A 25,446-nucleotide genomic window follows, 5' to 3' on the forward strand; every position below is an offset into this window, starting at 1 on the left:
GAGCAAGCTCCTGCTTCACCGTTCGACTTGCATGTGTTAAGCACGCCGCCAGCGTTCATCCTGAGCCAGGATCAAACTCTCCGTAAAAAAGAAATGCATACGAACCGGGGAAAAACCGGAACGCAGCGAGTTTGATGCTGACCAAAGAGACGAATTCATTGCTGACTTCATCCGTTGCCAACCCCACAAAGGAGGCTGGTCTTTGATCCAAAGGAATTCTCACCCAGCCGAAGCTAGACGAGGATAATTTGGCATTTGACAAGTGCACGCTGTTGAGTTCTCAAGGATCGGATGCTCCCACGACCCAGCCATCACAGCCAGGCCCGCAGGGCAACTTCTCTATCTTACCGATCTCGTTTCCGTTGTCAAGTCCGAGTTTCTTCGGCCTGACCGTGGGAACGGATCAGCGTCCTTCATCCTGTTCACTCTGTGAGTGTGTGGGATTCGGGAGGTGTTCGATGCTTGACGGGAGCCGGTCCGAGGACCTCCGCTCAACCGTTTGGGGCGAACAGGTAATAACTTACGTGGGTTCCGGACATCGGGCAAATCACCGCTGATTCCCGGGCGTGTCGCCCGCCCCCTCAGTCCACGGCCCTTCCCGCCGGCGCGAACCGGGAGGAGTCGGAGTGGTCCTCGGGCTGCAGATCCCCGACGCGCTTCGGCGTCGCGACGACGGCCAGCAGCGACACCAGGCAGGCGCCGATGACGAACAGCACCACGAACCAGAGGCCTCCCCCGGCGGCCGCGACGAGCGCCGTGGCGATGAGCGGGGTGGGTCCGGCGACCAGGGCGCCGTTCAGCTCCCTGGCCGTCGCGACGCCGGTGAAGCGGTACCGCGTCGGGAAGAGGTTCGTGAGGAACGTCCCGGTGGAGGCCGCGGTCGCCCCCACCGCGATGACGCCGAGCGCCGTCATCCCGAGAGCCGCCCACACCGGGTCGCCCGACTGCAGCGAGAGGAAGACCGGGTAGGTGAGGACGATCCCGGCGACAGAGCCGAAGATCACAACGCGCTTGGCGCCGAAGCGATCCACCGCGATCCCGCCCAGGACGGGTGCGAAGGCGGTGAGGAGCGAGGCGACGAGCACGGCGACCAGTGCCTGGACCCGGGGCATCCCGACCGTCAGTGTGAGGTAGCTGAGGGCGAAGGCGCTCAGCACGTAGTTCGTCACGTTGTGGCCGCACACGCTGAAGAAGCCGACGACGAGCTCGCGGGGGCTGCGGCGGAACAGCTCCGCCAGAGGCACCTTCGTCGCGGCCTGCTCGGCGTTCGTCACCGCGGCCCGGTACTCGGGCGTCTCCTCGAGGCGACGACGGATCCACAGCGCGAGGACGAAGAGCACGGCGGAGACCAGGAACGGGATGCGCCAGGCCCCGCCCAGCAACACGTCGCCGGGCAGCATCGAGGCGAAGGTGAAGGCCAGCGTCGCGAGGAAGGCGCCCCCGGGAGCGCCCGAGGTGACCAGTCCGATGACCCGGCCGCGGCGGCGCTCGGGGGCGTACTCGGCGACGAGGGTGAGCGCGCCCGCGAGTTCCGCACCGGCACCGAAGCCCTGGACGAAGCGGAACAGGATCAGCAGGATCGGCGCCGCCACCCCGATCGCCTCGGCGGTCGGGAGGAGCCCGATCCCCACGGTCGCGATGCCCATGAGCACGATGGTCAGGATCATCGCCGGCTTCCGGCCGACCCGATCCCCGAGGTGGGAGATGATGAGGCCGCCGAGCGGCCGCACCACGAAGCCGACGGCGAAGGTCGCGAAGGCCAGCATCGAGGCGGATGCCGGGATGACGTCCGGGAAGAAGAGCGGGCCGATCACCAGGCCGGCGGCGGCGCCGTAGAGCGCGTAGTCATACCACTCGATGAGGGTGCCGAAGTAGGCGGCGGCGATCGCCCGCCTCGCCTGCGGGGTCATGGTGCGCTGCTGTTCGTGGGCCATGGGGTGTCCTTTCGTCATTGAAAAGTGATGGCGGGGTCGTGGCTATCCGGTCGGCGCGAGGACGGCGGTCCCCCGGCCGCGCAGCTCGGCGGTCGTGCGCACGCCGAGAAGCTGCATCGTCGACAGGGTCTCGTTCGCCACCAAGTCGAGCGCCCTCTCGACCCCCACCCGGCCGCCCGCCATCAGGCCGTACAAGTAGCCCCGACCGAGGAAGACGAAGTCGGCTCCGCACGCGATCGCGGCCACCACGTCGAGGCCGCTGCGGATGCCGGAGTCGAGCAGGATCGGCACATCGTCGCCGACGGCGGCGCGCACGGCGCCCACGATCTCGACGGGCGCGATCGCGCGGTCGAGCTGACGACCGCCGTGGTTGGAGACCCAGATGGCATCCGCGCCGGCGTCGATGAAGCGTTCGGCGTCGACCGCGGAGAGCACGCCCTTGACGACGATCGGCCCGCTCCAGTGTGTCCGCAGCCAGCGCACGTCGTCCAAGGACAGCGCGGGATCGAACATGCTGCCCACCACGTCGGTGACGCGTCCGGAACGCGGGCCGAAGTTCGCCATGGCCGGCGCGTCGTGGGCCAGCAGATCGAGGGTCCAGGAGGGATGCAGCGCCGACTGGACGGCGGTGCGCAGGGTCAGACGCGGCGGCATCGAGAGCCGGTTGCGGTCGTCGCGATAGCGCTGCCCCGGGACCCGGGTGTCGACGGTCAGCACGAGCGCGTCGAACCCTGCCGCGGCGGCCCTCTCGATGAGGGCGAGCGACGCGGCGCGATCGCGCCGCAGGTAGAGCTGGAACCACCGCCGCGCGGCGGGTGCGGCGTCGGCGACGTGCTCGATGCTCCGCGTTCCCATCGTGGAGAGCACGAACGGCACGTCGCGGTTGGCGGCCGCACGGGCCCCGTCGGTTTCGCCGGCCGCACGCATGAGGGCGGTGAGACCGATCGGAGCGATGCCGATGGGCATCGCGTGCTCGCGTCCCAGCAGGCGGGTGGTGAGCGTCGCCCCCGCGGCACTCTCGGTGACCGTGGGCACGAACCTCCGGCGGGCGAAGGCGGCCTCGTTGTCCCGAGCGGCCTGTTCGGTCACCGCGGCACCCTCGACGTAGTCGAAGACGAATCCGGGCACCCGTCGCTTCGCGAGCCGTCGCAGATCGTCGAGACAGCGCGCCTCGGCGACGCGCGTCGCCTCGGTGGGAAGGGCGGGCGGAGCGAAGCTCAACAGCTCGGTGAAGGTGCGGATGCGACGTCGCAACAAACCTGGATCCTCTCGGCAACTCCCATCGAGGCCGAAAAGCCGACCGCGGTGTCGGCACCACCATAGCTCCCAAATATCTTGGGCACAATAGCAATATTCCTCAGATATATCTGACAGAGGTGTGACGGCTTGCGCGTACGCCGCGGAGGCGTCAGGCTTCGAGGAACGCCTGGAGGACGAACTCCCGCAGCTCGACGAGGTGTTGGCGCATGGCCTCCTCGGCCGCCCGCGGATCGCCGGTGCGGATCGCCTCGAGCACCTGCTGGTGACCGTTGTTCTCGACGTCCGAGTGGATGCGCGCATCGATCGCCGGGATCAGGTGATGGCTCCGCGTCGTCTCGTCGAACAGGCCGCTCATGAGCGTCTTCGCCCGAGCGTTGCGCGCCGCGCCGAGGATGCACTCGTGGAACGCGCGGGCCGCATCGGTCAGCTCCGCCGTGCCGGAGCCGCTGCGCTGCGCGTCCAGGATCGAGCTGAGCTCCTCGACGAAGGCCTCACTGCCGTAGCGCGTCGCACTCGCGGCCATCGGCGGTTCGATGATCAACCGCAGGTCGAGCACCTCGCGCACCTCGTTGATGCCCAGCGGGCGGACGACGTATCCGCGTCGGGGAAGGGCGACGACGAGCCCCTCGACGACGAGGATCTGCAGGGCCTCCCGCACCGGCGTCTTCGACACCCCGAACCGCGCGGCCAGCTCGGGTTCGATGACGACCTCGCCCGGGGCGAGCCGGGTGCGGACGATGTCGTCCCGGAGCGCCACGTACACCTTCTGCGTACGCGACAGCACCCGATTCCCCTCGCCGAGGGCCGCGGCACGGCGCTGGCTGTCGACGGCATGCGTGTGCAGGGTCGAGCCGGATTCGCTGGGCGTCGCGTCCATGCCCTCAGCCTAGGGGCACCGAATCGGACCCCTGCCGCCGAGCGGTCCCGTCGCGGCGATCGGATCAGCCCCGTGCGCCAACGAAAGAACCTCGCCCCGCGAGATGCGGGGCGAGGTTCTTTCGTTCTGTTCCTGTGGACCTAAGGGGATTCGAACCCCTGACCTCCTCGATGCGAACGAGGCGCGCTACCAACTGCGCCATAGGCCCGTGAACGACATCTACGTTATCACGCTCGGGATCCCGGACATGACGAAGGCCCCGCATCTCCGTGTTTCCAGGGAGTCGGGGCCTTCGTGGTGGCGGTGACGGTGGGATTTGAACCCATATCGTGGCCTAGCGGGCGCGACCCGCTTCTCAGAGAATCGCGGAAACAGGAGGAAGTCCCTCACATCTGCTCACACCAGCTCACCTGCTCGCGCACGCGTTCTGTTACCGGTGCGTTACCGCAAGGACGTCCCGGCCAGTCAGCACGGTTGCGCTCTCGTACCCACTACACTGGCCCCGGCGCTCGTTCCAACGAGCGTGATGACGGAGGCCTTCGGGTTTCAACTGTGATTCGAGGGGCGGATACTTTGTCGAGCAACGACGACCAGCGCCGCCTAGAGATCGCCGTCGACTCGAACGAGAAGCGCCGTTCGCGTGCAAGGTCCGTTGCCAACCTGTGCGCCGCGGCAGCCGGAGCTCTGGCCGCAGGTCTCGTCCTTGCACCGACCGAAGCTTTACCGAAACTGTCGCAGATCTTCGGCCTCGCGTCGATCGTCCTACTGATCCTGGCCGCGGCTTTGAGTACCGCAGCAGGTCTCGCAACATCATATGAAGCAGGCTCGAGTCGCTCAGCCAACATCCTGCACATACTGGAGGTATGGCGGGTTCGCACCGGAGCAGACCGGGGCAACCTTGAGTCCGCTCCAGGCTATAAAGAGCGCATCGAGGACGCGCACGCGATCGGGCACGGAATCATCCGGACTCTCAGTTGGGGACTCTGGGCGGCTTTCCTCGCTACTCTCGCGCTCGTAATTTCGCTCGCCATCGCTACCTTCCCTGGAGACTCGAATAAGCTCGTAACTGTCAACTTCGAAACCGTGCCGAACTTCGCCGATTGCCCAGATCTTTCAGTCGCTACCGAAGGGCGGGCGTCTCAGCTAGATCTGGAATCAACGAGTACGCTGATTCCAGTGACAATCTCGTCCAAGGACTGCGGGAGCAAGAAAGGCGTGACGCTCTACATCGATAGGTCCCTCATTGCTGTGCCCGGCTGAGAATACAGGTGACTCCGATTTCAATCGTCATTGACACTCTTTTCCTTGCCCAGGTCGAAGATCCGACGCGGTGGGAAGAGCGATTCGATCTGCTGATCGATGAGTTGCGGAAAGAGTTAGGCCCAAACTTCTTCTGGCCTAGCACCGCTACGTCTGAGCTTGATGTCCTTTTCCTGCTTTACCCGCCTGGCCAGCACGAGCGAATGGTGACTGATCGCGTCATCGAGGCATACGTGAGTGCAAATTTAGCGCGACTGAAGCATGTGCACGTCATTGTGATCGGGCGCAACTCTAAGTCAACGAAAGTCACCGCAGCTGACGTTGTCGAAGTCGTGAATACGCAATGCATCCCGCAGGGTTTGAAAGCAGCGTCACTGCGCGCGCTCCAGCCGGAGGATCTCGATGATGATGTGCGCGCGGTGCTATTTAGAACTTATTCTCGCCGACAAGGCGTGGCCGGTCCAATCGTCGCGGAAGCGACGAGCGCTGAAGGGTCCGACGTCATGAGTACTGACTATTCTTTACGGCCTCTCTACGAAAGCATCGACCTATGAAACCGCTCGAACCCTGGGGAGTGGAATGGCTCGTAGCAGCACTCGCGCCATGGGCTGTGTCCCCGCACCCAAATTTTCGTACCGAAAATTCATCCGGTCCAGCCGCCCTCGCTCTCGTCACGGAGATGCGGAGCCGAGACGAGCGTGGGACGAGTAAGCCCGACTCGTCGCAGCCCGCGGGATGGAGCGATCTGTTGGTGGCAGCGGCGCAAGATTCACTGAGTAGCGAAACGCAGGCTGCCGCAGCGAAAACTCTCATGGATTGCTCGCTGGACCAAGACCTCCCCCCGGGAGCGCGTGCCTCCGCTGCACTCTTCGGCAGCGTCGCGCTGTGCGAATTGGAGCGGCACGATGAAGCAGTCACTGGTCTCGCTTGGCTGATCGACGATCTTGCCGTTCTGGACGTTCCGGACTACTCCGCAAGCCAACGAATCATCGTCGCTGCCCTACAGATGCAGCTGAGCGCGCGGCTCGCGGAGAGTTGCAAGTTTGACGACGCTCGAGAGCGCGTGGCGCAGACGCTCGCATGGCTGCCAACACTCAAGGACCGCAACCTCCAAGACTTTTCAGTGTCAAGAGGAATCAGTTGGGGCTCAAGCACCGTTCAGCTTGACCTCGTTCGATCTCTGACCAACCACGCATTAGCTCTTCGGTCCTATCTCGAGCAGATTCGGGGCCAGACCTGGGTTCGCGTCGTGCGAGGTCGATCCAGCTGGGTGGATATGCGAACCCAACTGCGATCCGCGGACCGCGATGGCATCGTGCTCAGGGACGCGTTCGAAGAGCAGGTGGAAGCGGACTCGAATACGCGGCATTTCGGGCGCGAAACCGCAGAAATCGCTGGATACCGGTCACTGATCCTTGCCGAGTTGTCAGGCCATCTGTCATACATGCGCACGGAACGCGAGAAGCTAGCAAAGGTGCTCATCCTCAAGCGCGGGGACGACCCCGAGCGGGTCCGAGAGGCACTCCGACTCTTCCGTCAGGGGCACGCCACGAAGGGTCTGCAGTCAACAATCACCTGGATCCGTGCCCAAGGACCTTCCGAAGCACTGCGCACCGATGCGCTGATCGTCATCGAGCGTGTAAATCGGCTGCGTTGGTGCTCCGATGAGGATCTGTTGGTCCTTGGAGGGGCTTCAGATTTTCTCTCGATGGAAGAGAAGGATCGAGCCATTGCTGCGTCTCTGATCTACGTGCGCACACCTCGACTCCAGGGCGAGCTGAGTTGGAGCTCGTGGGAACGGCTTTGGAAAACGGTCGCCAGGTTGCTCCCCGAGAGCTCCAGCCATCAGCTGATCGCATCCGAGGCGCATCGATACATCACGGCTCATGAATCCCTCGGCCAACCGATCACGAACACGCTCGCTCGCCTCGTGCTCGCTTTGGACTGGGAGGCCGTTGACGTCGACACTGTCGATGCATGGTCGCAGTGGTCGATGGAGAGTGAACGCACATCCGACACGCGCGCTCTACTCGACACGATCAATAAGCGTGTTCGGGGCATGTCCCCGCCGATACCGCCCGACGTCAGTATCGAGCTGGCCGCCCATATCGCGGACGAAGGGATCCCTGAAGGATCTTCCAGCGAAACCTTGTCCCGCCTCACGGAGCTCCTGATAGCACGCCTTGACGAGGAGGTTGAACAAGCACGTCACGGGATGATGTCCATGGGCGGCTATCAAGACGCCAATGTCGCCGTCGCGTTCGCACTGCGGTTGCCGAACGGCGAGCTCTGGGAACACATCGTTCAGCACCTCCTCGACCCGCGAGTTGATGCTGGCCTGAAGGATCAGGCTGTCGAGCGCCTCGCGGACAACGTCGACTTGCTACCCGCAAGCGTTGCAACGAAGCTGAGAGAGAACATTCGCCAACTGGTGGCATCCGAACGCCGAGAGGCGATGTTTGATCAGTCAAAATCAACGGTGTTTGGCGAAGCAATGCGGTTGTCTGCTGCCCTCGGTGCGACGCCCAGGCACCTCCTCCTTACCCAGGTACTTCGGCTGACCACTTCTGGCGTCAAGGACCGAGTGCAAGCGGCGAGAACGATACCCCTGAGCATCGTCGAAGGCGATGCTACCTGGGGCCACGTGCTGCTTCTTCAGCTTTCGCACGACGTCGATCCCTTCGTCCGAGCAACCGCAGGCCACTCGCTGGTTCGGTCGCTCAAGGTTCCGAGTGATCTTCTCGACGCCGTGTACACCAGAGTCCGCGAACTCCTAGAGGCCGACGGGATCAGGGTTCCGCTGGCGGTCCTCCATGCCGTGCAACGCTATTCGGGATCGATGCGAGACGAGATGGTGCCCCTCCTTCCGCCGATCGAGAAGCTTTCTGTCTCGGGAGGCAACTATGTGACCCGTGGAGCCGCGAGAGTATGTCTTGAGATGCTGATTCACGACTAGGACTTCGCGCCTGCGGCCTCGCTAGGAGAATCTAAGCGAATCAGCGCGCGCACAGTCCAAAGCCGAAGCGACGTCATCCAGGTCATCATCGAAGAGTTCGGCGTAGGTATCCAACGTCATCGCGGCACTCGCGTGCCCAAGCATCCGTTGAACGGCCTTGACGTTCGCACCAGCGCTGATCGCAAGTGATGCGGCGGTGTGCCGCAGGTCGTGCGGCGTCACGCGCGACATGACCGCACGATGCCCCTCCCCTCGCGCCCTGGCCTCGGCAGCGTCGGACGCGTCCTCGAGCCGGGCGCGCTTGCACGCGCCAGCGAACCACCCAGACTTCGAATTACCAGGCCGCAGGTAGCCGCCGGTCTCGGCCGGGAAGATCAGCTCATCCGGCCGCTTGAGCGTGACCGCGTGAGCCATCGCCGCATCGAGGAAGGCTGGGTAGACGACGGTGCGCCGCTCATGCGTCTTCGGCGTTCCGACGATCACATGTCCATTGACGATGACGGCGTTGGACGAGATGTTCAGCCGGCGCCGCGACACATCGACATCGGCGACGGTGAGCCCCGTCGCCTCACCCCACCGAAGACCCGTGTAGGCGAGGAAGCGCACGAGGTCGGGATAGTGAGACGCCGTTGCGAGCCGCTCGACCTGCTGATGGGTGAGGTAGGCCCTCTGCTTTCGGACCTTGCGTGGGGTCTTTACCGCGCGTGCGGGGTTGGACTGGAGCCGGCGATCTCGCACCGCTCCGTCGAGGATTGATGCGAGAACGCCGTGGCACCGCTTCACGGTGGTCGCGGAGCGCTCAGCACTCAGCTCGGCGATCCAAGCCGCGACCTCTGTGTGCCGGATCGTACCGACACGGCGTGCGCCCCATGCCGGCTCGACGTGGACCCGCCATGCGCTCTCGTCGCTGTGGAAGGTTGACGGCTTGACCCCGATCGCGTGAGCGGTGAGCCAGGCCGCGCCCAATTCACCGATGGTGACACGAGACTCCCCCGGCGCGATGTATGCGCCCTGTAGCTTCGCCGATTCGACCGAAGTGATGTATGCCTCGGCATCCCGCTTGCGCGCAAAGCCACCCTTGCGTGCGGTCTTGCCGTCGGGCTTGCGGTAGCGCGCTTCCCAGCGCTTGCCGTTCTTCGTGTCGTATGAGTACGCGCTTCCCATCAGGCGGCTTCCTCAGAGGTACTCGCGTGCTCCTGCGCCAGCAACCACTCGTCTACGGCCTCGGGGCGGTAACGGGGGCTGCGGCCGATCCGGATGAACTTGGGTCCGCGGCCGGTGATGCGCCATTCGCTCAGACTGCGCTCTGTCGTGCCGAGGCGCGCGGCGAGCGTTGCCGGCGTGATCAGCGAGTCCAGCAGAGCGGTGCTCGCAGGGGTGGAAAGAGGCATGGATCTCCCTTGGAAGTCATAACTTCCAAGAGGACCTCGTAGCCGAACCCGTTAGCGGTTGCTTGGCGTATCCAATTGGTCGGACCATCGGTGGCCCTGCCCTTTTAGTGTCATTCAGGCTTGCTCACGACTGTACACAGCACCTCCGACAAACTTCGCCAGTCCCCAGCCGATGCGTCGCTTCGCGGAGGTACGTCGCCATTGTCGAGCAGCGCGGACGATGTGTACCTGGTGCGTACCTGCCGAAAGCGCACCTCCAGGTACACCACCAGGTACACCTAGATCCGCGATATTCCGGCCAGAACGCTCTCGAGACGATCAATGTACCTGCTGTACCTGTTTGAATCAGGAAAGTAGAAGGTAGCGCACCTAGCCGGCTCCACGTGCAGCGCGTTAGTAGCGCCTCTATATGAGAGGTTTACGTTCGACACCAGGTACACCAGGTACATCTCACAAAACCCCAGATGTCGTCGACATTCGGCAAAACTCTTGCTCTGGCGCCTCGACGAGCAGAAATGTCCTCCGAGCGGGGTCTTTGTCACGGCTCGATGTACCTGCACCCTGTAGGCACACCACCAGGTACACGGCTCTCTCAGGGGTGCGATCGACGCGCGACCGCGCGACCTCCGCCTCTCGGGGCCATGGATGGGAACAGCCACTTCTCACCGCAAACTGGCGCAACGAAGTCACCGTCCCTCGTTCCGCTTCGGGTGTGATCGGTCGGAACGCAGCGCAGCACGGTCACGTCCGGTAGCAACCGACGGAGGCCCCAGTGGGGCGTTCGTCGGCGAGGAGCGCCAGCTCCGAAGTGAGGGCCGCCGGCGCGTAGCGGAGGCGGCGAGGGAGCTCGAAAGAACGAGCGCAGCGGCCGTCGAACGAGCGAGCGAGGAGGCGTCGGCTACGCCGACCAGCGGGTGAGTTTCAGGCGAGCGTAGCGAGACCGAAAATCAGCCCGGTGCCACCTCCCCTTATGCTCTTTGTTGCGTTTGGACCGGATTGGGAGCTTCAGCGACCAATTCGGGTCTGAATTAACTGCTGATCGGGGGAAAAGCATGGTCCCAACATCCTTGTCCCCATGACCGAATCCGGAGGGCCCGAAGGGGGTCATGGGGACAAGGCGACCTTTTTGCCCCGGAAAGTCGGGGGTGGCTTGGGACCACGGTTTAGAACCATGTGGCACCGTGGGGACAAGCCTCGAGCGCAGCGACGCAGCGCCGTTCTTCACCTTCGGATCATGCGCGTCTTCAGCCCCGACGCGACCGCCCGGAGGCGGTTGCCTGGGGTCGTATCGAAGCCGCGTGGCAGTGGCCCGCGACGCGACCGACGCGGCCGCCACCCCGTACCGCGTTGCATCCTTGCGCTCATCTCGCGATGAGGCGCCGAGCGGTGCGTGGACTTTTATGTGGCATCGAGGTGGCCTTGGGGTGGCCTCCGGATGGTCCCGCCAGGACCAGATTGAGGCCAGCGCCATCCTCAACATGCTCAGGAAATCGCGCTGACCGAGGTGAGGCCACCGAGAAGCCACGAAGAGACCACCGTGAGTCCCGTCGAAGTCCAGAAGAAGACCACCAGCAGAACAGCGAAGCTCCTTACCGATGCGGTAGCCACTATGGGAACTGTGACCCCTGCGGATGCGCATCGCCGGACCATGCGCATGGACATCCACGACGTCGTGCGTGAACTTAATAGCACCCTCGGCCCAACCCTGGTGGCGGGCCTTGCAGGGGTGAAGGACCGCAAGCTTCCGATTCGCTGGGCTAAGCCTGACGGCCCCATAACCCGCCCTGAAGCGTCCAACCGGCTGACCTTCGCACATCGGCAGTGGACAGTTCTGTTCGCGGCCGATGGGGCCGCCGTTGCGCGTCAGTGGCTTATCGGCGGCAACCCGTACCTGCGGGAGAACACTCCAATCAGCGCGATCCGAGAAGACCGGCACAGCGAAGTCGCCGCAGCCGTCCAGGCATTCGTCACCGGCAACATTGATATGTGACGTCCTTGACCCGGGTAGAGCCGCTGACAGGTGAGTAGCTCAGGGCGTGTTGGCCCTAGATCCCGATAGCAGTCCCCTCTCCTGCGTCAGCGAGTGATCACCGATCGGGCACGGAGGTCGGGCTCACGATGCTGAAGCAGTACCTCCGACATTCGGGTCGACCAGCTGTGGCGGCGCCTCGGGTGCTGACGGTATCAGCAGGTGCGCCAAGTCCGGCGCCTCGGTCGCCGGTGACGACGGGTGGGTACCTTGGTGGCGGTTGCCCAAGACCCGCACAAACACTGGGGTACTTTGGTGGCGCCCGCCCGAATCAGCACACCACCCAGCCCACACATCTGGTGGCACGCACGCTCCCCCGCACCCGAAAGCGTGCGTCAGCCGACCCAAGCCCAACGCCTCAGCCACCTGCAACGACGGGTGGGTACTTTGGTGGCGCTTGCCCGAAACCCGCACAAACACTGGGGTACTTTGGTGGCGCCCGCCCGAATCAGCACACCACCCAGCCCACACATCTGGTGGCACGCACGCTCCCCCGCACCCGGAAACGTGCGTCAGCCAACCCATCGCGACTCTGATCAGTTCCCCGTAGCTCCCGGGTGGCCTCGTGGACCTTCTTCGGCATGAAGCGCCCCGGGTACACCTGGTCGCGCCAGCTCCATCATGTCGATCGATTCGAATCTGTGACGCTCCGACAACTCCCGACACACGCCCTCGATGCTCGACGCCGCTACGCTACGCCTGCTTGGGCGACACCTATTGTCCAGACCGCTCCAGTGAAGCAGACTGTTGGTGTGTCGTCGCGCCCGCATCGCCATGAGCACGACCGAGAGCAAAAGGGACTAGCTATGGGTCGTCATCCTCTGGACTCGGCGGATATCGAGCGCGCTCTCGCCCTCATCGAAAAGGGCCAGCAACTTGGGGGGCACCAGCCGAGCAGCGGCGACCTCCACCGCGCTCAACGCGTTCTCACTGGTGAGCTCTCGCCCGAAGGTGCGCGAGCTGAAATGCATGTGGCACTTCAAGCCGTCGTCGACAATGAACACAAAATCTGACTATTCTGCGGAGACCCGAGATGGCTTGACCAGCCCGCAGCTCGTCTATCAACGATGGACGGAGTATCCGAGAACGTCGCGACTGCGGCGCTCTTCGCACGAGTTCAGTGCCCAGTGTTAGAACGGTTCTCAAAACCCCCGGCGGAGCCCTTCCCTCAAGGGTAGCTTCTCGCTCTGAAGCCCACTCAAGGGCGCGTACCACCGATTCGGTACACTATGTAGCTTTCGAAGACGCCACATAAACCCCAGTTGGGCGTCCTTTTGGCATCTCAAGAACGCACGCAAGCTTGAACCGCGTACCGGTTTACGTACCAGCGATTCTCGGCAAGATCTGTGCGCTGACCTGGTGTTCGGGCGACAAGTACCGGATGTACCGGAATCTCTGGAGAACTATATGCGTGTGCGCGCGCACGTGTGGAGTTTCCCGAAATCAGTGGTACATCGGGTACACATCCCTCTCTTCTCTTTACAGATCCCTTGGAATCACGGCTGCGACGCCCGATTACGCGTACCGTATCTCGATTCCGCGGAGCTCAGGTACGGTACGCACCCCGCCTGCGCGCTTCCCGCTTGTGACGGCTGAACTGGGCTTTTTCAGATGCGCCCGCGTACCCGTTCGCTCGCGCAAATACGGTACATCGCCACTAGAGCGGACATTCTGTCCGTCCACTCATAGAGGCCAACCACGCGCGCCGCACCGACCTGCTCTGCACGGCGATTGCTGAGCGCCGGTGCATCTCCCTGCTCGAACCCGTCGCCTGATGTTCTCTGGAACGCCTACGCCCCGCAGTGTTGGGCTAGTGGTTTTCTAGTGGCACACTGCTAGGTTTCGTAGTGTCCCAGGAGTAGAGTGTGACTACGAGTCAAGGAACAGGAGGTCCGCTGATGAGCGGCAAGACGATCGCAAAGGCCACCACGCATGGTGCGCACGCACGGGCGGTCAAGCTCGACGTTCGCGAGGTCACCCGTCGGCTGAACGCAGCCCTCGGCGGCACGCTGGTCTCGACCCTCGCGGGCTCCAAGGACACGAAGGCCTCCTACAAGTGGGCCAAGGAGACTGGCCCGCAGCCTGGCCCCGAGGTCGTCAAGCGCCTCGTGTTCGCCTACGAGCAGTGGCAGAAGGTTGCCGAGGCGGAGGGTGAGCACGTCGCTCGCGTCTGGTTCATCGGCGCGAACCCCTGGCTCGACTATGACACCCCGATCATGGCGATCCGATCGGACCGCTTGAAGGATGTCGGCAACGCCGCCCAGGCCCTCATCGATGACAGCTTCAGTGGCTGAGCCGGGCACCCGGCGCATCTGCCAGGACACCGGACTCGCACTTGTTGCGGGTCCGGTGTCCTCGTTCCGGATCGCTCGCGAGTCGTACGGTGCCCTGGCGCCCAGGCCCCGAGAAGCCAGCGACGATCCCGCCAACTGGAGCCGCTACGACACTCTCGGCCGAACCATCTACAGCAGCGCCGACCGCGTGACGGCGTTCATGGAGCTCCTCGCGTCGTACCGCACCGACATCAACGCCGAGCGCCGCGCGCTCCAGCCGGCTGCCGACGCGATGGGCATGAGCCTCGACGCGTACTGGGCAGACATCGTCGCCGAGTGGGATGAGTCCGGCAACATGAAGGCGTCGTGGCTCCCCCGGGTCTTCCGCGAGGGTCGCGCGCTCTACACGCTCGAGTACCCCGAGGGATGGTGGATCGACGCGTCGGCCACCGAAACCATCGCCGCGATCCATGACCTCTTCTCCGGCCCATGGCCCACGAGGGACGGCGACTCGGACAAGCCGCTCACCCTCGCCGACCTCACCGGCGACGATCGGATCCTCACCACGGTGATCGCCAGTGCTATCCGGGAGCATGTCCAACTCGACGACGGCACATTGCCGCTCGGCATCCAGTTCCTCTCCAAGCACGGTCGCCCCGCCGACGGCTCGGGCCTGTGCTGGGCATACTGGATGCGCCAAGTCGACAGCGGCCTGGACGAGCCGGCGACGGTCATCAAGACCGAACCCATCGTGGACAACGATCCGGCATACATCGCTGCTCAGAAGTTCTGCAAGATCAAGTCCCGATGACTCGGGCGTGATCCCGCTTTGTGGGTGGGGCGTGAGACCATCTCATCGACCCCACCTTCAGCAGACGACTAGTGGCGAAAGGAGCCCGACATGACGGCCAACAAGACGGGCTCCCGCCACCCCTCGTTCCCCATCGATCCCTGCGAGAACGTAGTGGTCCGTTGGGACGGCCAGTACTGGGTCCCTCGCGGCCGACACGGTTGGCGGGTGGTGACCCCCATGCCGGAGTCCCAGTCGCATGCCCGTGACGCTCGCGCCATCAACGTCACCATCGGTGGAGCAACAGGCATCTTCGTCGCCTGGATGTTCTCGAGCTTCTTCGCATCGTGGTCGTGGAGCCTGCTCCTCGGTCTGGTGATCGGCATGGCCGGCGTGGTAGCTCTTGTCGCAGGCGTCGTCTTGCTGCTCCGCCAGCGGCGGTTCACCTCGTTCATCGATCTCGAGCCCGGCGACCTTCTCGGCATGGCCGCTCATCTCGATGGGCTTCCGAAGCTCGTCGACCTCGACGCCTCGCCCCCTCGAGATTCCCGGTCGAGCTGACCGTGGACCTCGAGATCACCGCGACGCCCCGCGAGACCCTCGTCTGGGCGCCGACCGCCGAGGCAGCGCATGAGCTACGCGTGAGGCTCGCCGACGACGGCTACCTCGTTCGCGACGCAGACCCGTGGGAGCTGCAGCAGCTGGGTCTCGTTACGGACGGCGATCACCTCGAGTTCGATCCCGCCCGCATCCTCGACGTCACGATCGGTCCCGACGCGAACGCGTCGCTGCACGCGCTGGTCGACGACGGCCACACCCTCCTCTGGCACCGGTGGCAGACCCAGCGCGCACGCAAGGTCTGGGGCGTCCCCGTGGCGCTCCCCCACCGCGGCGGGCCCCGCGCCGGCGGCACGGACACCGCCCCGCACTTCGGCGCCACCGTGCGCAGCAGGAACGGGCTCGGGCTGAAGCTCTCCCGTGACACCTACGCGACGATCAACAAGCGCTCGTCGATGGATCGCTGGACGCGGGAGGACAACCCAGAGCTCTGGGACCGTCTGGACCACATCTACGAAGACGCCGAGCACCGCATCCTCACCGACGAGTGGTGCGAAGCGCAGCGCATCGACGCGCTGGCGAACTACGACCTGAACATGGCCCACTTCGCCTCCCTCGACCCGGGCGAGTTCGAGGTCGCTCTGCAGGAGGCTGTGAGTAGCCAGGCAGACATGGTCGAGGTGACGGACCTCAGCCAGTGGGATGGCGTCCCCGGGCTCTACGTCATGGTGCTCGACGAGTTCCGGCAGGTCTACGTCGGCGCTACGAACGAGTCCATCGGGATCGCCAAGCGCATCCGCCAGCACTGGACCGGCCAGAAGCAGTTCGACCGGCTCATCTGGGGCAGCGTAGAAACCTCGATCCTCTCGATCAACAGCTTCCGCGCCCTCGACACCACGCGCATCTTCGCGATGAAGACCACGTCCTCCTTCGACGAGGAGCACCCGCTCCTGCAGCGCTTCCCGGCGAAGTTCACGCTCAACCGCATCATCGGCGGCCGCGACGCCGCACGCTTCGCAGGCATCCTCGGTATGCGAGGCGTCATGCGCACCCGCGAGACCCCTGACACCACAGAGATCGTCGACGAAGAAGTGTCAACGTGAGTCGGGAGATCCACCAGCTCCGAAGTGGCGCGGCCGACTGGTACAGCGGCGTCCTGGACGCCGCCACCGAGGCCCTGCCTCGATCGATCGACGACGCCCGACAGCTCCTTGCCCCGATTGCCGGCGAGGTCTGGATGGGCTCGCTCACCCTCCACGGCGCGGCCACCGCCGGCACCGACACCGACACCCGCACCTCTCGCCGCGTCTCAGACCGCACCCGTGCCGAAGTCTTCCGCCGAGACGGCTTCCTCTGCACATACTGCGGCGGCCGGACCATCCCGCGCTGCATCCTCGTCGCGATCAGCGACGTGTTCCCCGACGACTTCCCGTACCACGCCCACTACCGCCGCGGCACCGTGCACCCCGCGTACTGGGCGCTCGCGCCCGAAGCCGACCACGTGCTCGCCCACGCCGCCGGCGGAACGAGCGACGCCGCGAATCTCACGACCCTGCACGCGATGTGCAACACCCGAAAATCCAGCCTGGCGGCAGACAGTCTGCCCGTGGTCGGTGAGCGTCCCGCCCCGCACCGGGCATGGGACGGGCTGCTCTCCAGATACGCCGAGATCGTCGCCATTGGTGAACTCACCGGTCGACGACATGCCTCCGCCGGTTATCACTCGAGCTGGCTTCGCCGATTCGGCCAAAAGGCCGTCTGATCGGGCACCCCATTGCTCTGCGCACTCCTGCGCCGTATCGTTAATAATCCATTACTAATCAGTGAGGAGGCCCGACATGGCCGCTCGACCCATCAGCTTCGCCCTCGAGGACAGCGACATTCCCCTGCTCGACGAGCTCGCGACGGAGTTCGGCGGCGGCAACCGCAGCGAGTTCCTTCGTGTCGCGATGGGCGAGTTCAAGGAGCGCCTCCGCCTAAAGCGCCTGCAGGCGATCCGCGAGGGCATGGAGGCGCTGCACGGTGAGGCCATCGCCGAGCGAGGCGGCAAGGTCTTCACGACGGAGGAGACCCTCGCACTCATCGACGACCTCCGAGTGCCGTGACCGGCACCGGCTCGACCGGCGCGACGCCGGCCGCGGGCACACCCAAGATCCCCGTCGTCCTCGACGTCAACGTCTACCTCGACTACATCGGCAGAGCCGACGGGCGCATCCTCCTACCGACGCCCGGCCAGATGCCCTCCGGCTCCCCCGCTGCGGACACGCTCGCTCTCGCCTTCGACGACCGCTACGCGCTCTTCGCCTCCCCGCATATCCTCCGCAACGTCAACCGGGTCATGCACGAGAACGGTCAGAGCGAGCAGACCCGTCGCAAGTACATCGAGTTCATCGCCGAGACCTGCCAGCTCACCGGCGGCGCGATCGTCGACCCCATCGTCCGCGATCACGGTATCGGTGACCACGAGGACAACCACATCATCGCTCTCGCGAAGGACCCCGCCGTCAACGCCGACGTCATCGTGTCCTCCGACCACCACCTGACCGACCTCGGCCCCGCGTGGAATGGCCGGCTCATCATCAAGCCCCGTCAGTTCGTGTCGCACATGATGCGCTCCGCTGCTGTGCCTGCTGTCGCTCCGGCGCCGACACGAGCCCCTGTGCAGACCCACACGCCGCGGCAGGCGCCACCGGCACCCGCCCCTGCAGTCGCATCGCGGATGGCTCGATTCCCCGAGCTCCAAGGCGTCACCGTCGACCGCTTCGGACTCGCAGAGTCCGAGGAGTTGCAAAGCGACGAACGTCAGCTCTGAAGCGATCGACCACGCGACAGTCGAGCGCTACCGCCCCCGCGGGATCTTCGGGAACGAAACCGTTTCCCCCGCGCCGAGCGTCAGCACGACGCCACCGCTCAGCGTCACTGTGGTCCCCTCACTCGAGTGCTCGACGCGGTCAATCGCCCCGTCGACGGTGACCCTTCCGATGTCGGATCCGCCGAGGTTCTCCGCCTTCTTACGGTGAACCGGCAGGGGCCCCGGCCCCTCGGGGGCGTCCGGTGCACACGTCTTGCATCGCCGGTACCGACCGACGCCGGCAAGCTGCTCGACGGTCACATACGACGCTGCGTAGTAGCTCCGATCCACGCCCTCGACAGGGCCGATCAGCGAGAGCCCGTCCTCGTAGGACTCGAGGATCTCAAACCCGCCGCGAGGCAGCTCCTCACGGATGTCACCTCGCACCTGGTGCTGGATGGTCGGGCAGTCTTCGCGGTGAAGCACTCGCGGCGGCTCGCTCGTGCGATTCAGGATCAGGCGGACGTCATCAGACACGAAGCCATCATCGCGCACACGGCAGTCAGGTTCGCCGCATCCTGTGGACAACTAGGTCACGTACTCACGACTCTGTCTCCAGATAGCAGGGCAGCCACCTCATGGAATGCCGCGCGACGCCGCGCGACGCGAGCAGCGCGCTCCGCGGGATCTCGAACGAACAGCGCCTGCGGCGACGGGTGGAACGTGCGCACGACCGTGAGCCCACGCTCGCGTTCGACGCCCGGCACGATGCGCAGCAGCCGGCGCCACGCGTGATCGGCATCACCGCCCTGCAGCAGCACGACCTCCAGCTTCGGCGCGAGCTCCAGCAGATGCAGGATCGTCTCGACGCCGGCATCAAGCTCTGACGCCTTCGGTTTGCGGTTGATGTACCAGGGGTAGGCGTTCCACGGGAGCAGCTCGAACGGCGAGATCCCTGCCTCCTCGAGAAGGATCGACTGCAGCTCTGCGCTCCCGTCGTCGTTCTCGACGCAGATGAAACCGCTGCCGACCTCATCCTGTGTCGCCGGCCCCGGATCGCGCAGGATGCTGAGCACGCGAGCCTCGACACCGCCATGCAGTGGCGCGACGTACGGCGCCCAGCCTCGGCCCATCTCGCGCAACTCGTCGACGTACTCGTTGACGGGTGCGATGTGCGGCGCATAGCGGTCCGCCCACTGTCGGTCTCGGAACGACTTCAGGGCCATTTGCCTCGGCATGCCCCGACCGTACCAGCGCGCACTATCCGCTGCTCGATCACGCGGTCTTGCTTGATGACGGTCGCCCTTCGCCCCCCCAACAGCCCAACCATACGGATGGTAGGGTAGTTTCATGCCAACGAAATCTGAGATCCTGGACGCGTCTCTCGACGTTCTCCGGCAGGGCGAACCCCTCACCCTCGACTCCGCGGCACGAGCCGCAGGGCTGACGAAGCCTGGCCTCGTGCACCACTTCCGTACAAAGGAGGTGCTCACCGTCGCGGTCGTCGACCACCTCCTCGACAAGTGGGAGCGCGAGCTTCGACTCCGCCTCGCCGACGACACCCCGTCAGCGCGTACACGCGCATACGTCGACTGGGCGCTCACCGGATCGCTCGACGCCGCGGATCTGGCCGTCCTTACTGACCCGCGACTGCGCGACAAGCTCACGACACTATGGGAGGAGCGCATGACCCCGTGGTTCGGAGAGCCCACCGACCCGCGCATGGTGGCAGTGCGGCTCATGGCCGACGGGGCGTGGCTCAACCGATCTTTCGGCATGCTCCAGCTCCCCATCGAGGACCGCGACGAGGTCCTCGCACTCGCAGACGGGCTGCTCGCTGAGGAGGTCTCCGCGTGAAGAAGTGGACCTTCCTCGTTCTCGCCGTCCTCCTGGAGGTGACCGGGTCACTGTCGCTCAAGGCCGCTCTCGACGCCCCGATCTTCTACGCAGTGGTTGCCGCCGGGTACGTCGGCGCGTTCCTCGCGCTGTTCATGTCCCTCCGTAATGGCATGGGACTCGGCGTCGGATACGGCATCTGGGGTGCCAGCGGCGTCGCACTCACCGCGATCATGTCGCTCGTCATCTTCGGTGAGCCCATTACCCTCCTGATGGGCATCGGCATCGCGGCCATCATGGGCGGTGTGCTCCTCGTCGAGCTCGGCTCCCAAGCCGCTCAGAAGGCACAGGAGGTCACACCGTGACCGTTCTCGCACTCTTCGCCCTCATCGGCGCCATCGTCGGCGAGGTCACAGGCACCGTCTCGCTCCGACTCGCCAGCGACGGCAAGAAGCCGTGGTGGATCGGCGTCGCGCTCGGCTACGTCTTCGCCTTCACCATGCTGTCGGTCGTGCTCGCACAAGGCGTCCCGCTCGGGATCGCCTACGGCATCTGGGCGGCCGCTGGCGTCGCGATCACGGCAGTCCTCAGCCGCATCTTCTTCAAGGAACCCCTCACCTGGGTGATGAGCATCGGAATCGTGCTCATCATCGGTGGTGTCTTGCTCATCGAGCTCGGCGCCGCGCACTAGCCGCCGCACACCACGAGAGCCGCCGAGACGATTCGACTTGGCGGCTCTTTCGTGCGCCTCGATACCCGACCGCCCGTTTAGCGTTCCGTTCACTTTGCGACGACGCAGACCCCCGCAATCCCACTCGGCGACTGGCCAAGAGCCACTCACCTGCTCAGCCCCATCTCACTTCAATGTCTGGCCCATTACCGACGATAAGAACAGTTATCCGGACTATCGGGGCAGTCTCCCCTCACTTCTCTGCTTCACCGTCTACCGGCGGTAAAGCCGCCTATCGCAACCACTCGGCGCAGCCTCATCTCACTTCAAACCCTGCAACCTTCACCCCGACGAACGACTCCAAGCGTACTAGGATGACCACCGCACTCCGACCAACCTCCCAAGCCCCTGCGGCGAGGGTGCGTAACGGCCCGCATCCGCGCGTCCGCGAAACTCCGCTGCACACCCCTCTGCACGCTGGCAGGTACGGATAGCACTTGTCGGCTCCGGCCGTCGCATCGTCGCGGCCGAGTTCTCGGCTAGTGAACCCGTGCACGCCGTAGCGGGCTCCCTCCGGTCAACTTTGACGGAGAGGGCGACTGTCACAGCATCGACCGAGACAGGTTGACATAACGTCGATCATCGGTTAATCCCCGTTAACTCGGTCAGGTTCCGTGCCGCTGCCTCCGCCGACGCCAGAATCCGCCAGGACGAACCGGCAGAGGGCTTTTGTGGCCGGTTCATGCGTCCGACAAGGCAGGTGAGGAGTTAGCTGATCGACTGACCCCGTTCGGGCTTCTTCTGGCGAGGAACGCTCTCGACACGGATCCCCAGCTCCTTCGCCCAAGCTCGGAAGTATCCCCCCACACCATGCGTGCTCGAGTCCGTCCATTTAGCCCCGATGGCGTCACGGATCGCTGACCCCACTGCGAGCGGCGCAGCCTCTGGGCTCTCGCGCAGAAGGGCGATCCCTTCCGAGCCACCGGGCACCTGCTCCAGCCGCTTTAGCAATGCGCCCCTGTCCAAGCTTCCATCCGAATCAAAGACAGTCGGGGGCACAGGTACAAGCCAGCCATCGTCGGAAACCGTTGCTACCCCGAGTGCCGCCAAGGTTCGAAACGCGTCTCGATCGTTCGTCCCGTTTGAAGGCAACCGCAACTTTTCCCCGGCGCCGATCCGCGCGAGCATCGCTAGTGGGCGTCGCGGCGCCTCTTGGGGCACACCGGGCCTGCTCCGCACGGGCGAGCGCTGCGAGAGGAGGCGTTGCCGATTTGTCGATTCAGCGTCACCTTGAAGAGCCCAGTGGCCGCCGCGTCGTGACGCGAGCCCGGCGTACTCAAACCAACTCAAGAAAACCCGCGCGTAGCCCAGCCACGTGCCGCCAGTTACCGATACAGCAGGAAAGACCGAGGGCAGTGCGTGAGCGAATTCTTCGGATGTGGCGTAGCCGTCATTCTTCTGAGCAATCTCGGAGAACGTCGACAGCGCACGGTGGCGCCGCAAAGCTGCGGTGATTTTCAGCCGCACTGCCGCCTCCGGATCTGGAGCGTTCATTATCGATTCGCTGATGGTGACAGTGAGGGGCTCGTACTGAGTCACGCCAAAGAGGCGCAGCTCCCGAGAGAGGTTGAAGATTACGTTGTCGCTCGTAGCCAGTTGAGTGGCCAGGGAACTGACAGTGGCCATGCCGCCGTTCTTCATTACCAGGGGCAGCATGCGGGCGATCTGGTTTGGCGCCGACCTGAGGATATAGGAGTCTTCGAGTGGGACTCGGCCAGTGTTCAAGTAGTCGCGGAAAGTGTCCCAGTACGTATCAAGTCTGTCGCCAATCTGAACTATGAGTCGACGGTCCACCAAAGCCTGCACTGCTTCAGGGGCGTAGCGATCGGTGACTTCTCCAGCTGGAATGGGCGCGTATCTCGCAACATGCTTCAGGATCTCAAGCGACTCTGGATCGAGTTGAGCTAGATCCAGATCGAAAAGACCTTGAATGTTCAGCGACTCCGCGAGGAGCTGTTCGGGACTGCTTCCGCCCTCCAATTCGTGTAGCACGTGATCCGCAAGCTTCTTGAGAAGCCACGGCAACCCCTGACTGTATTCGCGTAGCCTCGATCGGAGATCTCTCCCGAGTTTGATCTTGACACTGCGCTCGAGCCGATCAATGATCGTTGAGACTTCACCGGATCCGAAAGGATCGATGACAATGGTTTCGGCTGCGCTGCGGATGTCTTCTCGGAACTGGTAGGGATGCCCCTCGATCCAGCCGACCAGGTCGGTCTTCCAGGCGAAGCCGATCATGAAGTGCCCCGGGACGTCTTGCATGCCAAGCGCGAGATCCCGGAAAGCTTGCGTGAGTTCGGGCGATCGGAAGACGTTCTCGAACTGATCAAAGAAGACAAGCACGGGATGCGCTGGGGTTGCCCACTCCAGACCACGGATCGTTGCGATCGCACTCGGCAAGCTTGCCCAGCTCGCGTTGCTTGGGAGCGTAAGGAGGCCGCGACGAGACGCGTCGTCACAAGCTCGGCGCAGGACTTCGACGACGTAGCGCGAGGAGGCTGCTGTTCGGGTATCCATCACGATGGCGAGGCCACCATCGCTCTCAATGCTCGCGGCGAACTTGAGCGCCAGACTGCTCTTGCCCCAGCCGGACTGTGCGTTCAGGATCACGACCCTCGTGCCGGTTGCGACATAGCCGGCCAACTTGTCCAGGCTGACCTTCCGCCCGACAAAGTACTTCGGGCCCGCGGGGAGTTGATATTGGAAGTCGCTCTTCGAGGAAACAACGGTCGCAAGCACGACCGCGTCGGCGGTCTCCTGCACTTCGACGGCTTCGACTGCGTTGATCCTGGCGTCGTGCACCGGCAGCCCTTGTGCGTAAGGGCTTGTGCTAATTAGCTCTAGTACGGGCTCCGGCACATTGCCCTGTGCCGACCACGCTACGACTCGCGTCGGCAGCCGGCTGGATGGGTCGACATCCAGCACCGCACTGTAGGTGCCATGCTTCGTAACGATAATCGCGAAGTCGCTGTCGAGGGCCGTTGGCGCTGGGTGGGGGGTGATGATGCGCTCAGCCAGGAGCGCGGCTGCGATTGCTTGAGCGTGGAGGTACTTGAAGTTCTGATCCTTCTCAAGGATGCTGCGGACGAATTGTTCGCCGTCAGCGGTCAGAGATGGAACTGCGACAATCAAGCCAAGGGTCCCGGGGTTGTTGAACCTCTCCAGCGTGAGTTTGCCGTAGAAGTTCGTGACCTCTTTGGCGGCGACGGGCTGGGAGTATGCCTTGCACTCGACCACTGCGACTCTGCCGTCGAGTCGCGCCCTCGTGACCACGTCGAGCTCGATGCCGTTCGAACTTACGTTGACAGTGCTTCTCGTCGGAGGTTCATATCCATAGCTTTCGAGTAGCTTCGCAACGAATACTTCGAACAGGTGGCCTCTCGCGTGAGAGACTGCTCCGGCTGTGTCGCCTTCGGCAAGCACAAGCAATGTTGTCGACCCAAGTTCGTTCGTCGTCGTCACGCGCACGATCATAGCGGCGGATTGAAACGACGCCTCCTGGAGGCGCCGCGTTGCCCTCCGAGCCCGTAGAGAACAGGGGCGACCGAGGTCGGTAGAGCGTCACGCTTCCGGCATCGGCCCGAGTCCCCGTCGCCGTCTACCTCGTGCTCCCTCAGCTGATGCGGCTGTACGAAAGAACCCGCGCCACTAAGCATATTCGGCCGCCGCATCACGTCGCCGTGGAGGCGGCGGGCTCGCGTCTCCAGCTCTAACCCGCCAAGCCCTGCAACAACACCACTATCGTGAAGTGCTTGCTACACAAGCTGACCGATAACAGCGACGACGGCCGGCGCCCCAAAGATGGCGGCAAACATGCCGCAGACCGTCCTGCAACGTCTCGATGAGGATGCGCTCACTGCCGGCGAGCCGGTCGAGGCGGCGCACTTTGAGGGTGTCTCCCGGCCGGAGGTAGTCGAGGCAGGCAAGCCACTGCGGGCGGTCCGCGACGCGGCTGGATTCGCCGTGGTCGACGAATACCCGTTCGCAGCCGGCGGCGCGCAGCTCGGCCTCCTGCGCGTCGGGGTTCTGCTCGCGCTTGGAGACTCGGGCGTAGCCGACTTCGTGCGCTATGCCGAAAACGGTACTGCCGATGTTCCGGCGAGATTCGGTTTCGGCAGGGGGTTTCGGCGGATCATTCTTCGGCGTGTCGTGCAACTGGTCGTCGGCATCGACGAGGCCGCCGAAAACGATCGTTTACGGCGCACCGACTCGTACAGTCAGCCAGGATCGACTACCGCATTCAGAAGCACCCCTGGCTCCTCACCGACCCCGGCTTCAACGGCCGCAATATCCGTGCATCACGCGCCCGGGTCCAGGTGATCCGCGGACGCATCGATCCGAAGATCCACACCTACGCCGACCTAACCTACGCCGACCACGTCGTAGCGGCCGCCCTCAGCTACATCCAAGGCGACAACCAACGCGCCCTCGACCACGCGGAGCCCGTCACGGAAGATGCTCTCGAGCCCCGCCTACAATCGAACGCTCTCCTCGTGCACGCCGCAGCCGCCCTCGCGTTGCGCCGCAAGAAGACAGCGGCAACGTCGTTCCAGCGGGCAGAAGCGATCATTCAGCACTACGGCCTACACGCCAATTATCAAACGATCTCCCACGCCGACCTCGACCATCTCATCGCTCTCAACGGCGCAGACACCGAGAATATCCTGCGAATCTACCCCGTGCGGCTCGACCTCCTCAACCTGCCCTGCTGCGAGACCGACCTGCTCACCAAGCTCTTCACCGATCTCCTGGCACACCAGA

Annotated in this window: 25 protein-coding genes, 1 tRNA gene and 1 rRNA gene; 15 read left to right on the forward strand and 12 right to left on the reverse strand. The window is 64.2% G+C overall.

Annotation, left to right across the window (positions count from 1 at the left end; translation table 11 throughout):
* The 5 genes from B7W94_RS08350 to B7W94_RS08370 form a co-directional block, all read right to left on the reverse strand.
* Positions 1–87 (reverse strand): 16S ribosomal RNA (locus tag B7W94_RS08350); the annotation flags it as partial.
* Between the two features lie 494 nt (positions 88–581).
* The gene (locus B7W94_RS08355; RefSeq protein ID WP_231729509.1) at positions 582–1,934 is read right to left on the reverse strand and encodes an MFS transporter; all 1,353 of its coding nucleotides are present in this window, start codon (positions 1,932–1,934) and stop codon (positions 582–584) included.
* Between the two features lie 42 nt (positions 1,935–1,976).
* Entirely contained in the window at positions 1,977–3,191 is a 1,215-nt protein-coding gene (locus tag B7W94_RS08360; protein WP_172400102.1) for an alpha-hydroxy acid oxidase, read from the reverse strand.
* A 151-nt stretch (positions 3,192–3,342) separates the two neighbouring features.
* The gene (locus tag B7W94_RS08365; RefSeq protein ID WP_085605873.1) at positions 3,343–4,071 is read right to left on the reverse strand and encodes a GntR family transcriptional regulator; all 729 of its coding nucleotides are present in this window, start codon (positions 4,069–4,071) and stop codon (positions 3,343–3,345) included.
* Positions 4,072–4,206: 135 nt separating this feature from the next.
* A tRNA-Ala gene (locus B7W94_RS08370) sits at positions 4,207–4,279 on the reverse strand.
* Positions 4,280–4,644: 365 nt separating this feature from the next.
* Between B7W94_RS08370 and B7W94_RS17935 the strand changes: the two genes are divergently transcribed.
* The 3 genes from B7W94_RS17935 (at position 4,645) to B7W94_RS08375 (ending at position 8,287) form a co-directional block, all read left to right on the forward strand.
* The gene (locus tag B7W94_RS17935) at positions 4,645–5,331 is read left to right on the forward strand and encodes a hypothetical protein (RefSeq protein ID WP_139833290.1); all 687 of its coding nucleotides are present in this window, start codon (positions 4,645–4,647) and stop codon (positions 5,329–5,331) included.
* An 8-nt stretch (positions 5,332–5,339) separates the two neighbouring features.
* The gene (locus tag B7W94_RS17940; protein WP_139833291.1) at positions 5,340–5,885 is read left to right on the forward strand and encodes a hypothetical protein; all 546 of its coding nucleotides are present in this window, start codon (positions 5,340–5,342) and stop codon (positions 5,883–5,885) included.
* A gap of 197 nt (positions 5,886–6,082) precedes the next feature.
* Positions 6,083–8,287, forward strand: coding sequence for a hypothetical protein (locus B7W94_RS08375; RefSeq protein ID WP_139833292.1), 2,205 nt, complete (start codon positions 6,083–6,085; stop codon positions 8,285–8,287).
* 21 nt (positions 8,288–8,308) lie between these two features.
* Here the strand turns inward: B7W94_RS08375 and B7W94_RS08380 are convergent, their stop codons facing one another.
* Complete coding sequence (locus B7W94_RS08380) at positions 8,309–9,451, reverse strand: tyrosine-type recombinase/integrase (protein ID WP_085605876.1); 1,143 nt, start codon at positions 9,449–9,451, stop codon at positions 8,309–8,311.
* Positions 9,451–9,678, reverse strand: a complete 228-nt coding sequence (locus B7W94_RS08385; RefSeq protein WP_085605878.1) for a helix-turn-helix transcriptional regulator — start codon at positions 9,676–9,678, stop codon at positions 9,451–9,453. The genes B7W94_RS08380 and B7W94_RS08385 overlap by 1 nt, the downstream gene beginning before the upstream one ends.
* Before the next feature lie 1,537 nt (positions 9,679–11,215).
* Between B7W94_RS08385 and B7W94_RS08390 the strand changes: the two genes are divergently transcribed.
* Entirely contained in the window at positions 11,216–11,668 is a 453-nt protein-coding gene (locus tag B7W94_RS08390) for a hypothetical protein (RefSeq protein ID WP_253247412.1), read from the forward strand.
* Between the two features lie 839 nt (positions 11,669–12,507).
* Here B7W94_RS08390 and B7W94_RS18115 read toward each other — a convergent pair.
* A complete protein-coding gene (locus B7W94_RS18115; protein ID WP_085605880.1) occupies positions 12,508–12,711 on the reverse strand; it encodes a hypothetical protein in 204 nt (67 codons plus the stop codon).
* An 894-nt stretch (positions 12,712–13,605) separates the two neighbouring features.
* Here B7W94_RS18115 and B7W94_RS08400 point away from each other — a divergent pair.
* From B7W94_RS08400 to B7W94_RS08430, 7 genes are all read left to right on the forward strand, one after another.
* Complete coding sequence (locus B7W94_RS08400) at positions 13,606–14,001, forward strand: hypothetical protein (protein ID WP_085605882.1); 396 nt, start codon at positions 13,606–13,608, stop codon at positions 13,999–14,001.
* Positions 13,982–14,791 (forward strand): hypothetical protein, encoded by an 810-nt coding sequence (locus tag B7W94_RS08405; RefSeq protein WP_139833293.1) that lies wholly within the window; start codon positions 13,982–13,984, stop codon positions 14,789–14,791. Before B7W94_RS08400 ends, B7W94_RS08405 begins: the two co-directional genes overlap by 20 nt.
* 90 nt (positions 14,792–14,881) lie before the next feature.
* Complete coding sequence (locus tag B7W94_RS08410; RefSeq protein WP_085605886.1) at positions 14,882–15,331, forward strand: hypothetical protein; 450 nt, start codon at positions 14,882–14,884, stop codon at positions 15,329–15,331.
* Positions 15,332–15,333: 2 nt separating this feature from the next.
* Positions 15,334–16,431, forward strand: coding sequence for a hypothetical protein (locus B7W94_RS18260; RefSeq protein WP_216353887.1), 1,098 nt, complete (start codon positions 15,334–15,336; stop codon positions 16,429–16,431).
* Entirely contained in the window at positions 16,428–17,090 is a 663-nt protein-coding gene (locus B7W94_RS08420) for an HNH endonuclease (protein ID WP_085605888.1), read from the forward strand. Before B7W94_RS18260 ends, B7W94_RS08420 begins: the two co-directional genes overlap by 4 nt.
* Positions 17,091–17,166: 76 nt before the next feature.
* Positions 17,167–17,433: a hypothetical protein gene (locus B7W94_RS08425; protein WP_085605890.1), complete on the forward strand. Its 267-nt coding sequence runs from the start codon at positions 17,167–17,169 to the stop codon at positions 17,431–17,433.
* Positions 17,430–18,140, forward strand: a complete 711-nt coding sequence (locus B7W94_RS08430; RefSeq protein ID WP_085605892.1) for a PIN domain-containing protein — start codon at positions 17,430–17,432, stop codon at positions 18,138–18,140. The genes B7W94_RS08425 and B7W94_RS08430 overlap by 4 nt, the downstream gene beginning before the upstream one ends.
* A gap of 27 nt (positions 18,141–18,167) precedes the next feature.
* Here the strand turns inward: B7W94_RS08430 and B7W94_RS08435 are convergent, their stop codons facing one another.
* On the reverse strand, positions 18,168–18,656 hold the full coding sequence (locus B7W94_RS08435) for a hypothetical protein (protein WP_139833294.1): 489 nt from the start codon (positions 18,654–18,656) through the stop codon (positions 18,168–18,170).
* A gap of 56 nt (positions 18,657–18,712) precedes the next feature.
* Complete coding sequence (locus B7W94_RS08440) at positions 18,713–19,345, reverse strand: uracil-DNA glycosylase (protein WP_216353888.1); 633 nt, start codon at positions 19,343–19,345, stop codon at positions 18,713–18,715.
* A 124-nt stretch (positions 19,346–19,469) separates the two neighbouring features.
* Here B7W94_RS08440 and B7W94_RS08445 point away from each other — a divergent pair, with 124 nt between their 5' ends.
* The 3 genes from B7W94_RS08445 to B7W94_RS08455 are packed head-to-tail and all read left to right on the forward strand — an operon-like array spanning position 19,470 to position 20,646.
* Positions 19,470–19,976, forward strand: a complete 507-nt coding sequence (locus B7W94_RS08445) for a TetR/AcrR family transcriptional regulator (RefSeq protein WP_085605899.1) — start codon at positions 19,470–19,472, stop codon at positions 19,974–19,976.
* Positions 19,973–20,320 carry a DMT family transporter gene (locus tag B7W94_RS08450; RefSeq protein WP_085605902.1) on the forward strand — a complete coding sequence of 116 codons (348 nt, stop codon included), beginning with the start codon at positions 19,973–19,975 and terminating at the stop codon, positions 20,318–20,320. Before B7W94_RS08445 ends, B7W94_RS08450 begins: the two co-directional genes overlap by 4 nt.
* A complete protein-coding gene (locus B7W94_RS08455; RefSeq protein WP_085605904.1) occupies positions 20,317–20,646 on the forward strand; it encodes a DMT family transporter in 330 nt (109 codons plus the stop codon). Before B7W94_RS08450 ends, B7W94_RS08455 begins: the two co-directional genes overlap by 4 nt.
* A gap of 747 nt (positions 20,647–21,393) precedes the next feature.
* On the opposite strand, the gene B7W94_RS08460 is transcribed toward B7W94_RS08455, so the two are convergent.
* Together B7W94_RS08460 and B7W94_RS08465 are read right to left on the reverse strand one after the other, a co-directional pair.
* The gene (locus B7W94_RS08460; RefSeq protein ID WP_172400103.1) at positions 21,394–24,147 is read right to left on the reverse strand and encodes a restriction endonuclease; all 2,754 of its coding nucleotides are present in this window, start codon (positions 24,145–24,147) and stop codon (positions 21,394–21,396) included.
* Positions 24,148–24,423: 276 nt separating this feature from the next.
* The gene (locus B7W94_RS08465) at positions 24,424–24,840 is read right to left on the reverse strand and encodes a recombinase family protein (protein ID WP_253247413.1); all 417 of its coding nucleotides are present in this window, start codon (positions 24,838–24,840) and stop codon (positions 24,424–24,426) included.
* 161 nt (positions 24,841–25,001) lie between these two features.
* Here B7W94_RS08465 and B7W94_RS08470 point away from each other — a divergent pair.
* Positions 25,002–25,446, forward strand: a 445-nt coding sequence (locus B7W94_RS08470; protein WP_139833295.1) for a hypothetical protein, incomplete at its 3' end; no start/stop codon positions are given.

The organism is Microbacterium sp. LEMMJ01 (assembly GCF_002114135.1).
GTDB lineage: Bacteria > Actinomycetota > Actinomycetes > Actinomycetales > Microbacteriaceae > Microbacterium.